Source organism: Shinella zoogloeoides (genome assembly GCF_022682305.1).
In the GTDB taxonomy this organism is placed as follows: Bacteria; Pseudomonadota; Alphaproteobacteria; order Rhizobiales; family Rhizobiaceae; genus Shinella; species Shinella zoogloeoides_B.
This window is the reverse complement of record NZ_CP093529.1, coordinates 211,745-220,710: the sequence shown is the minus strand read 5'-3', so window position 1 is coordinate 220,710 and position 8,966 is coordinate 211,745. Positions and strand designations below refer to the sequence as shown.

Here is an 8,966-nt window from a genome sequence, read left to right as displayed (position 1 = left end):
GTTCCTCTACCCTGCATCGCACGATTCGCGCCGCCGCCAAATGCCAGGCCCGGCAAAGCGGCCGGCGCAGCCCTTTACCGGCGCAGCCCTTTACCGCCGCAGCGCCGCCTCCACCGCCCGCGCCGCCGCGAACAGCGCCGCGTCGCGCCCGCCGCTCGCCGCCAGCATCAGGCCGACCGGCGCTTCACCTTCGTCCTGCACCGGCAGCGAGATGGCGCAGCCGTCCAGCATGTTGATGAGCGTCGGGTTGCGCAGCAGCGTCAGGTTGGTCTTCACGAAGAGGTCGTTGTCGGCCTCCAGCATGCCGATGGCCGGCGCGACCATCGGTACGGTCGGCATGGCAAGGACGTCATAGGGCGCGATGGCCCGGTTCGTCTGCGCGATATAGGCGCGGCGCAGATGCAGCATGTCGATATAGTCCGCCGCCGTCTGCTCGTGGGCGCGCAGGATGCGGGCGCGCACACGCTGGTCATATTGCTCGCCATGCGTCTCCAGCAGGTCGCGATGCCATGACAGCGCCTCGGGTGCAGGGAACCCGCCCTTGGCATTGATGCGGCCGACCATCTCGAATTCCTTCAGCGGAATTTCCGTGACAAGTGCGCCGGCATCGGCAAGACGCGCGAGCGCCGCCTCGAAGGTCCGCGCCACATACGGCTCAATGCCGTCGAAGACGACCGACTGCGGCACGGCGATCCTGAGACCGGCGACGGGGCGCTCCCCCGCGCTGGCGAGCGAAGCGCCGCTGAGAATCTCATGCAGGCTGGCGCAGCAATCGACGCTGCCCGCCAGCGGGCCGATGGAATCAAGCGTGAAGGAGAGCGGCAGCGCCCCGTCAAGCGGCACGGTGCTGGCGGTCGGCTTGTAGCCGACGACGCCGCAAAGCGCGGCGGGAATCCGGCAGGAGCCACCGGTATCGGAGCCGATGGCGGCGGCAACCATGCCGTCCGCCACGCTGACGGCCGCGCCCGAGGATGAACCGCCGGGAATGCGGCCGGTGGCACGGTCATAGGGGTTGGCGGGCGTGCCGTAATGCGGGTTGATGCCAACGCCGGAAAAGGCGAACTCGGTCATGTTGTTGCGGCCGACGACAATGAAGCCGGCGGCCTTGAGGCGCGCGACGGCGACAGCATCGGTGCCGGCGGGCGGTGCATCGACCAGTGCTATCGAGCCGGCGGGCGTCGCCTCGCCCGCAAGGTCGAAGAGATCCTTCACCGCGATCGGAATGCCGGCGAAGCGCGAGGGCGCAAGGCCCGCCCCGCGCAGGTCGTCGGCCGCCCTTGCGGCGGTGCGCGCCTTGCCCGCATGGACCTTGAGGAAAGCGCGCGCACCCTCCCCGGCTTCGTCGGCGATGCGCGCCAGCGCATCCTCGATGAGATACGAGGCCGTGACCTTGCCCGTGGCGAGGTTCGTTGCAAGCTCGTTCAGTGTCGCGCGCATCGCTCTTCTCTTTCGTTCGAATCAGACCGGAGCAAAATAACGGATTTCGCGCGGCATGCAGCCCATCCCGTGCAAGAGCCTGCGACGCTATTGCACTTTCCGTCGGATACGGCTTGCACTAAAAGTGGTATCCATAATACCTTTTTAAGGCCTTGCGAGAGACACCGGCATGCGGATGACGCTTCACACGGACTACGCCCTGCGCATGCTGATCTACGTGGCCACGCGGCCGGGCGGCATATGCACCGCCAACGATGTGGCGGAGGCCTACGGGCTTTCCCGCAACCATCTCCTGAAAGTGGCGCAGACCCTGCGCGACCTCGGCGTCGTGGAGACGGCACGAGGCCGGGCGGGCGGCATCCGGCTGGCCAAGGCTCCGAGCACGATAGCCATCGGCGCACTGGTGCGGGCGACCGAGGAGGAATTCTGCCTGGCCGAATGCATGCAAGCCGGGGGGCGGCCCTGCGCGATCTCGCCGGCCTGCCGGCTGAAAGGCGTGCTGCACGAGGCGCTTTCCGCATTCCTTGCGGTGCTCGACAAATACACGCTTGAAGATATTGTCCGCAACAGGGCCGCGCTCGGCCCGCTGCTCGGCATCGATGCCGTGGCGGCGTGAGACGAAGGGGATATCGATGATATCGGGATTGACGGTTTCGGAGCGGCACCTCGCCCTCTTCGTGCTCGGCGCGCTCGCCCTGACGGGACTTGCCATGGCGGTGGGCGGCCAGGGCGATCCGCTCGCCGTGCACGGCTATATCGTGCTCGCCTTCAGCGTCGGCCTCGGTTTTGCCGTGCTCTCCGCGCTGTTTGCTCCCGAACCGCCGGAAAGCCGGCTCTCGGAATATTACGACGACCCGACGCGGGTCGGCATCGTCCTCTCGCTCGCCTGGGCGGTCGTCGGCATGTTCGTCGGCGTCTGGGTGGCCGCGCTGCTGGCCTGGCCGGAGCTGACCTTCGTCGATTCGGCCTGGGCGAGCTTCGGCCGGCTGCGGCCCGTGCACACGTCCGGCGTCATCTTCGGCTTCGGCGGCAATGCGCTCATCGCCACTTCCTTCCACGTCCTCCAGCGCACCTGTCGCGCGCGGCTGCCGGACCAGTTCAGCCCGTGGTTCGTGCTGATCGGCTACAATCTCTTCTGTCTCGTCGCCGCCACCGGCTACCTGATCGGCCTCACCCAGTCCAAGGAATATGCCGAGCCGGAATGGTATGCCGATATCTGGCTGGTGATCGTCTGGGTCGTCTATTTCCTGATCTACATCCGCACGCTCCAGCGCCGCAAGGAGCCGCATATCTACGTGGCGAACTGGTACTACATGGCCTTCATCCTGATCGTCGCGGTGTTGCATATCGTCAACAACCTCGCCGTGCCGGTCTCCTTCGGCCATGCCAAGAGCTATTCGCTCTTCGCCGGCGTGCAGGACGCCATGACGCAATGGTGGTACGGCCACAACGCCGTCGCCTTCTTCCTGACGGCCGGCTTCCTCGGCATGATGTACTATTACCTGCCCAAGCGCGCCGAGCGGCCGATCTTCTCCTACCGGCTCTCCATCATCAGCTTCTGGGGCATCACCTTCATGTATATGTGGGCGGGCGCGCACCACCTGCACTACACCGCCCTGCCGCAATGGGTGCAGACCCTCGGCATGACCTTCTCCATCGTGCTCCTCGTGCCCTCCTGGGCTTCCGCCGGCAACGCGCTGGCGACGCTGAACGGCGCCTGGAACAAGGTGCGCGACGACGCGACGCTGCGCTTCATGATGGTCGCCGCCGTGTTCTACGGCCTCTCCACCTTCGAAGGCTCGTTCATGGCGATCCGCGCCGTCAACTCGCTGTCGCACTACACCGACTGGACGGTCGGCCATGTCCATGCCGGCGCGCTCGGCTGGGTGGCGATGATCACCTTCGGCTCGCTCTACGCCCTCGTGCCCTGGATGTGGAAGACGGAACGCATGTATTCGCCCAAGCTGATCGAGGTGCATTTCTGGCTCGCGCTGGCCGGCACCGTCGTCTACGTCTTCTCCATGTGGAATTCGGGCATCATCCAGGGCCTGATGTGGCGCACCTATAACGACAGCGGCACGCTCGCCTATTCCTTCATCGACAGTCTCGTCGCCATGCATCCCTACTATATCGCCCGCGCCTTCGGCGGCCTCCTGTTCCTCACCGGTGCCGTCGTCTGCTCCTTCAATGTCGGCATGACGATCCGCATGGCGCGCCACGCCCGCAAGACGGAAGCTTCCGGCGACGTACCGCTCTATGGACAGGCCGGCGCGGCACAGGCGGGAGAATGACCATGAAGGAATTCTTCCACCGCAAGATCGAGCGCAACGCCATCGGCTTCGTGCTCGCCATCGTCGGCGTCGCCTCCATCGGCGGCATCGTCGAGATCGCCCCGCTCTTCACCATCCACGAGACGGTGGAGGACGCGCCGGACATGCGGCTCTACACGCCGCTGGAGCTTGCCGGCCGCAACATCTATCTCCGCGAGGGCTGCTATGCCTGCCATTCGCAGATGATCCGCACGCTGCGCGACGAGGTGGAGCGCTACGGTCCCTACTCACTCGCCGTGGAATCGAAATACGACCACCCGATGCTCTGGGGTTCCAAGCGCACCGGGCCGGACCTTGCCCGCCTCGGCGGCAAGTATTCCGACGCATGGCACGTCGCCCACCTGATGAACCCGCGCGACGTGGTGCCGGAATCGGTGATGCCGCGCTACGGCTGGCTGAAGCGCAACGCGCTGAGGATCGACGATCTCGGCGAGCACCTCGCCGCCCAGCGCGCCGTCGGCGTGCCCTATACGGACGCGATGATCGAGAACGCCACCGCCGATGCCCGCGGCCAGGCGAACCCGGACGGCGCGGAGGCTTCCGGCGTCAGCGAGCGCTACGGCGAGGCGACGAATGTGCGCGTCTTCGACGGCAATCCGGGCCTCCTGACGGAGATGGACGCGCTCGTCGCCTATCTCCAGATCGTCGGCCAGCTCACGCAGGCCGCGCACCAGGAAACCGCAGCGAAGGAGGAGTAGCATGGAGACCGATCACGACAGCATCGTCGCCTTCGCCAAGAGCTGGGGCCTGTTCTACCTGATCGCCATGGCCGCGGGCGTTCTGGTCTATGCCCTGTGGCCGGGCAACCGGAAACGCTTCACCCGCGCCAAGACCAGCATCCTCGACAAAGACGACCGGCCGAAGGAATAGACGATGGCGACGGAAAGACACGATCCCGCCACCGGGCGGACTACCACCGGGCATGAGTGGAACGGCATCGAGGAGCTGGAGACGCCCATTCCGCGCGTCGTCATCTTCTTCCTCACCGTCACCACGCTGTTCGCCATCGGCTACTGGATCCTGATGCCGGCCTGGCCGCTCGGCGTCACCTACACGAAGGGCCTGCTCGGCATCGACCAGCGCGCCGTGGTGACGAAACAGGTCGAGGACGCCGCCGCGGCCCGCGCCGCCTGGACCGGCCGCATCGCCGAGGCGAGCCTCGAGGACATCGCCGCCGACCCGGCGCTGATGGCCCATGTGCAGGAGACAGGCCGCACGCTCTTCATCGACAACTGCGCCGTCTGCCACGGCACGCGCGGCACCGGCGGCCCCGGCTTCCCGAATCTTGCCGCCAAGGCGCGACTGTGGGGCGGCGACCCGGAGACGATCGCCGAGACGATCCGCATCGGCATCAACTCCACCAACGAGGAGACCCGCGTTTCGCAGATGATGGCTTTCGGCCGTGACGGCGTGCTCGACGACAAGCAGATCCGCGCGGTCGCCGCCTATGTGCGCTCGCTCTCGAACCTGCCCATGGACGAGAACGACAAGGCGCGCATCGCGGCGGGCCAGGAGGTCTTCGCCGCCAATTGCGTCGCCTGCCACGGCGAGGATGCCCGCGGCAGCACGGACGCGGGCGCGCCCGACCTCACCGACGCGGCATGGATCTACGGCAGCGACGCGCAATCCGTCTTCACCACGATCTATTCCGGCCGGCAGGGCCACATGCCCCATTGGGAAGGCCGCCTTCCGCCGGTCGATATCAAGCTGCTGGCGCTCTATGTCGGCACGCTCGGGGAGAAGGCGCCATGACCGCACTCGCCGGCAGGCCGCGCCTCAACTGGCGGCTCGTTTCGTTCCTCATCGTCGGGGCGGGCGCGCTCATCTTCATCGGGGCGAATGCGCATCTCGTGCATGTCGCGCTTTCCTCGCAGCCTGACTGCGTGGAGCACCTCAAGACGGAAGGCCATGACGGCGCGTACCGCGCCGCCCGGCCGTCCTGCTGACCGGAGGAGGAACTCATGGGAACGACTGAAAAGACGGCTAACGCCCCCGTGCCGCTCGCCGAGCAGCGCCGCCGCCACCTGCCGGCGGGCGCCGCCTTCGGCTGGCTTTCCGCCGGCTGGCGCGACCTCTGGCGCAATCCGCTGCCGAGCCTCCTCTACGGCTTTGCCGTCTTCCTCATCTCGGTGGCGGTGGTCTGGTGCCTCTTCCACATGGAGCTGGACTATATTCTCTTCCCGGCGCTGGCCGGCTTCATGGTCGTCGGCCCGCTGATGGCCATCGGTCTCTACCGCAAGAGCCGGGACCTCGAGGAAGGCACCCCTACCAGCCTGTCACGCATGATCTTCGTGAAGGCCGAGTCGGGCGGGCAGGTCTGGTATACCGGCGCGATCCTCTGCCTGCTCATGCTGGTCTGGATGCGCGCCGCCGTTATCATCTATGCGCTCTTCGTGGGGCTGCGCCCCTTCCCCGGCCTCGACCACGTCGTCGCCATGCTGTTCGGGACGCCCGAGGGACTGGGCATGCTGGTCGTCGGTACCGCCGTCGGTGGGCTTTTTGCCGCCTTCTCCTTCGCCATCAGCACCTTCGCCATTCCGATGCTGCTGGCCGAGAAAACGGACGCCTTCACCGCCATGGGCACCAGCATCTCGCTCGTCTTCCGCAACCTGCCGGTCATGCTGACCTGGGGCGGCATCGTGCTCATCCTCACGCTCATCGGCATCGCGACGGGCCTTGTCGGCCTCATCGTCATCTTCCCCCTGCTCGGCCACGGCACGTGGCACAGCTACAGGGCGGTGCGATAGGGGATGGTGTAACGGGCGGGAACCTTCCGGCAGCGGCGGCATCCAATAGGGTCCCGAAAGGAGCATGCCGATGCCGACCGTCCAGAACCTCTCACCCGTCCTGCAGGAAACCGACCTCATCCGCCGCGCCGTTGCGGGCGATGCGGACGCCGTGCGCCAGATCATCAAGACGCACAACCAGCGCCTCTACCGCCTCGTGCGCGCCGTCGTCCGCAGCAACGCGGATGCCGAGGACGTGCTGCAGGAAGCCTATCTTCGCGCCTTCGCCGGCCTCGCCACGTTCCAGGGCGATTCTTCCCTGTCGACCTGGCTGTCGCGCATCGCCCTCAATGCCGCCTTCATGCGGCAGCGGGCGCAGAAACGACTGAAGCGGACCGCCCCGCCGTCCGGTGCGGGCGAGGCCGAAATCATTCCCTTCCCGCATTCCTCCGCCATCTCCATCGATCCCGAGCGCGCCATGGCCCAGCGACAGCTTCTCCACCTTGTCGAGGAGGCGACCAACGCGCTTCCCGATACCTTCCGCCTCGTCTTTGTCGCACGCGTCATCGAGGGCCTCAGCGTCGAGGAGACAGCGGCGGTACTGGACCTGCCGCCTGCGACCGTCAAGACGCGGCTGCATCGCGCCCGCAAGCTGATCCGCACGCGTCTGGAGGAACAGATCGGCCCCGTGCTCGTCGATGCCTTTCCTTTCGCCGGCACGCGCTGCGACCGGCTGACGGAGGCCGTCATCGAAAAACTCGGACTTGAAAAATAACGGGAACCTCCTCGGTGGGCCGGCATCCAATGCCGCGTGAACCGAAACAGGCGCCGGCCATCACCGGCGCCAAGGAGACCCCGATGAAGACCTTCACCCTCGCAGTCGCCGCCGCAAGCCTTGCTCTTGCCTCCACCTTCGCCATGGCGGACGACAAGCCGACCGATCCGCAGATCGCCCATATCGCCTACACCGCCGGCGTCATCGATGTGGAGGCGGCCAAGCTAGCCCTGTCGAAGACGGCGAATGCCGACGTCAAGGCCTTCGCCGAATCCATGCAGAAGGACCACGAGGCCGTCAACGACATGGCGCTGGCGCTCGTCAAGAAGCTGAACGTCACGCCGGAGGACAACGCAACCAGCCAGGCGCTCGCCAAGGCGGCCGAGGACAAGCGCGCCGAGCTCGGCAAGCTCGACGGCGCAGCCTTCGACAAGGCCTATGTCGACAATGAGGTCGCCTATCACCAGCAGGTCAACGGCGCGCTCGAAACGCTGCTCATCCCCTCGGCGCAGAACGCCGAATTGAAGGGCCTGCTGGAAACCGGCCTGAAGCTCTTCCAGGGCCACCAGCAGCATGCCGAGCATGTCGCGGCAGGCCTGAAATGACGGCGGGGTTTCTCAACCGGCGCCAGCTTCTCCTGACGGGGGCCGTGGCGCTGGCGGGCGCCAAACTCGCCCGCGCACACAACGGCACCGTGCATGTGACGATCGAGAACCTCGCCTTCCTGCCGGCAGAGATTACGGTGAAGGCCGGCGAGACCATCGAGTGGACGAACAAGGATCGTTTCGCCCACACAGTCACCGTCAAGGGCGGCTGGGAGGTCGTCATCCCGCCCGGCAAGGTGGCGACGCATGTCGCTACGGCCGATGATACCGTGGATTACTATTGCCGCCTCCACCCCAACATGAAGGGGCGGATCACGGTCGAAGGCTGACGAAAACCGTTGCCGGGCGGAAACGCCCGGCACCCTGCCTCACTCTCGCGCGCCCTCGGCGAGCGCGGACAGGCCGCTCAGGTCGAGGATCAGCAGCTTCTGCCGCCCGCCCTCGACGAGTCCTTGCGATTCCCAGGCGCTGAGGATGCGCGAGACGGTGTGCAGCGTCGTTCCGGTCATCTCGGCGATGTCCTGCCGCGAGATCGGAAAATCGATGCGGATGCCCTCGCCTTCCTTCCGGCCCGCCTGCTTGGAAAGGCGCAGCACGGCATGGGCGACGCGCCGCTCCACCTCCTGCGTCGACATTTCGCGGATGCGGGTATGGGCTTCCTCCAGCCGCTGGCCGATCGTCTGCATGGCGGTGACGGCGAGGCGGGGATTCTGCTCGACGAAATGCGGCCACAAATCCGTCGGCCAGCCGAGGATGACGCTTTCCGTCGCCGCCTTGGCCGTGCCGGGGTAGTCCGTGCGCTGCAGCGCCTTGGCGAAGCCGAACAGGTCGCCCGGATGCACCACGCGCACGATGATCTGCTGGCCGTCCGCCGTCACCTGCGTCACCTTGAGACGGCCGTGCAGCAGCAGGAAGAAGCTCGCCGCCTGCTGGCCCTGCTCGAAGACGGCATCGCCCTGCGCGACGCGCCGTGCGGTCGCATGGTTCAGCAGTCTGTCGAGGTCGTCGTCGCTCATCCGGTCGAACAGGGCGAGCGACCGGACGACGGTCCGGTCAATCTTCAAGATCGTGTTCCTCTCGCGTCGGCGTGAAA

The 8,966-nt window shown here is 66.5% G+C and carries 12 protein-coding genes; 10 read left to right on the top strand and 2 right to left on the bottom strand.

Annotated features, from left to right (window positions below; all coding sequences use genetic code 11):
* Positions 1–90: 90 nt before the first annotated feature.
* A complete protein-coding gene (locus tag MOE34_RS22505) occupies positions 91–1,437 on the bottom strand; it encodes an amidase (protein WP_242224261.1) in 1,347 nt (448 codons plus the stop codon).
* A gap of 169 nt (positions 1,438–1,606) precedes the next feature.
* Here MOE34_RS22505 and MOE34_RS22500 point away from each other — a divergent pair, with 169 nt between their 5' ends.
* From MOE34_RS22500 to MOE34_RS22455, 10 genes are all read left to right on the top strand, one after another.
* A complete protein-coding gene (locus tag MOE34_RS22500) occupies positions 1,607–2,053 on the top strand; it encodes an Rrf2 family transcriptional regulator (RefSeq protein ID WP_242224260.1) in 447 nt (148 codons plus the stop codon).
* Between the two features lie 16 nt (positions 2,054–2,069).
* On the top strand, positions 2,070–3,728 hold the full coding sequence (ccoN, locus tag MOE34_RS22495; RefSeq protein ID WP_242224258.1) for a cytochrome-c oxidase, cbb3-type subunit I: 1,659 nt from the start codon (positions 2,070–2,072) through the stop codon (positions 3,726–3,728).
* Positions 3,729–3,730: 2 nt separating this feature from the next.
* Positions 3,731–4,465 carry a cytochrome-c oxidase, cbb3-type subunit II gene (gene ccoO / locus MOE34_RS22490; protein WP_242224256.1) on the top strand — a complete coding sequence of 245 codons (735 nt, stop codon included), beginning with the start codon at positions 3,731–3,733 and terminating at the stop codon, positions 4,463–4,465.
* Position 4,466: 1 nt separating this feature from the next.
* A complete protein-coding gene (locus MOE34_RS22485) occupies positions 4,467–4,637 on the top strand; it encodes a cbb3-type cytochrome c oxidase subunit 3 (protein WP_242224254.1) in 171 nt (56 codons plus the stop codon).
* Between the two features lie 3 nt (positions 4,638–4,640).
* Complete coding sequence (gene ccoP, locus MOE34_RS22480) at positions 4,641–5,519, top strand: cytochrome-c oxidase, cbb3-type subunit III (protein ID WP_242224253.1); 879 nt, start codon at positions 4,641–4,643, stop codon at positions 5,517–5,519.
* Positions 5,516–5,713, top strand: coding sequence for a hypothetical protein (locus MOE34_RS22475; protein ID WP_242224251.1), 198 nt, complete (start codon positions 5,516–5,518; stop codon positions 5,711–5,713). The genes ccoP and MOE34_RS22475 overlap by 4 nt, the downstream gene beginning before the upstream one ends.
* Positions 5,714–5,728: 15 nt before the next feature.
* A complete protein-coding gene (locus MOE34_RS22470; protein WP_242224249.1) occupies positions 5,729–6,514 on the top strand; it encodes a DUF2189 domain-containing protein in 786 nt (261 codons plus the stop codon).
* A gap of 70 nt (positions 6,515–6,584) precedes the next feature.
* Positions 6,585–7,268 (top strand): RNA polymerase sigma factor, encoded by a 684-nt coding sequence (locus MOE34_RS22465; RefSeq protein ID WP_242224247.1) that lies wholly within the window; start codon positions 6,585–6,587, stop codon positions 7,266–7,268.
* Positions 7,269–7,351: 83 nt separating this feature from the next.
* Entirely contained in the window at positions 7,352–7,873 is a 522-nt protein-coding gene (locus MOE34_RS22460; protein ID WP_242224245.1) for a DUF4142 domain-containing protein, read from the top strand.
* Complete coding sequence (locus MOE34_RS22455) at positions 7,870–8,202, top strand: cupredoxin domain-containing protein (protein ID WP_242224243.1); 333 nt, start codon at positions 7,870–7,872, stop codon at positions 8,200–8,202. Before MOE34_RS22460 ends, MOE34_RS22455 begins: the two co-directional genes overlap by 4 nt.
* A 39-nt stretch (positions 8,203–8,241) precedes the next feature.
* On the opposite strand, the gene MOE34_RS22450 is transcribed toward MOE34_RS22455, so the two are convergent.
* Positions 8,242–8,937 (bottom strand): Crp/Fnr family transcriptional regulator, encoded by a 696-nt coding sequence (locus MOE34_RS22450; protein ID WP_242224241.1) that lies wholly within the window; start codon positions 8,935–8,937, stop codon positions 8,242–8,244.
* Between the last annotated feature and the right edge of the window lie 29 nt (positions 8,938–8,966).

What these genes read in the sequence shown, in the direction of transcription:
- MOE34_RS22455 (WP_242224243.1), top strand. Translation starts at nt 7,870, where the DNA reads ATGACGGCGGGGTTTCTCAACCGGCGCCAGCTTCTCCTGACGGGGGCC.
- MOE34_RS22485 (WP_242224254.1), top strand. Translation starts at nt 4,467, where the DNA reads ATGGAGACCGATCACGACAGCATCGTCGCCTTCGCCAAGAGCTGGGGC.
- MOE34_RS22500 (WP_242224260.1), top strand. Translation starts at nt 1,607, where the DNA reads ATGCGGATGACGCTTCACACGGACTACGCCCTGCGCATGCTGATCTAC.
- MOE34_RS22460 (WP_242224245.1), top strand. Translation starts at nt 7,352, where the DNA reads ATGAAGACCTTCACCCTCGCAGTCGCCGCCGCAAGCCTTGCTCTTGCC.
- MOE34_RS22505 (WP_242224261.1), bottom strand. Translation starts at nt 1,437, where the DNA reads ATGCGCGCGACACTGAACGAGCTTGCAACGAACCTCGCCACGGGCAAG.
- MOE34_RS22470 (WP_242224249.1), top strand. Translation starts at nt 5,729, where the DNA reads ATGGGAACGACTGAAAAGACGGCTAACGCCCCCGTGCCGCTCGCCGAG.
- MOE34_RS22465 (WP_242224247.1), top strand. Translation starts at nt 6,585, where the DNA reads ATGCCGACCGTCCAGAACCTCTCACCCGTCCTGCAGGAAACCGACCTC.
- ccoP (WP_242224253.1), top strand. Translation starts at nt 4,641, where the DNA reads ATGGCGACGGAAAGACACGATCCCGCCACCGGGCGGACTACCACCGGG.
- ccoO (WP_242224256.1), top strand. Translation starts at nt 3,731, where the DNA reads ATGAAGGAATTCTTCCACCGCAAGATCGAGCGCAACGCCATCGGCTTC.
- MOE34_RS22475 (WP_242224251.1), top strand. Translation starts at nt 5,516, where the DNA reads ATGACCGCACTCGCCGGCAGGCCGCGCCTCAACTGGCGGCTCGTTTCG.
- ccoN (WP_242224258.1), top strand. Translation starts at nt 2,070, where the DNA reads ATGATATCGGGATTGACGGTTTCGGAGCGGCACCTCGCCCTCTTCGTG.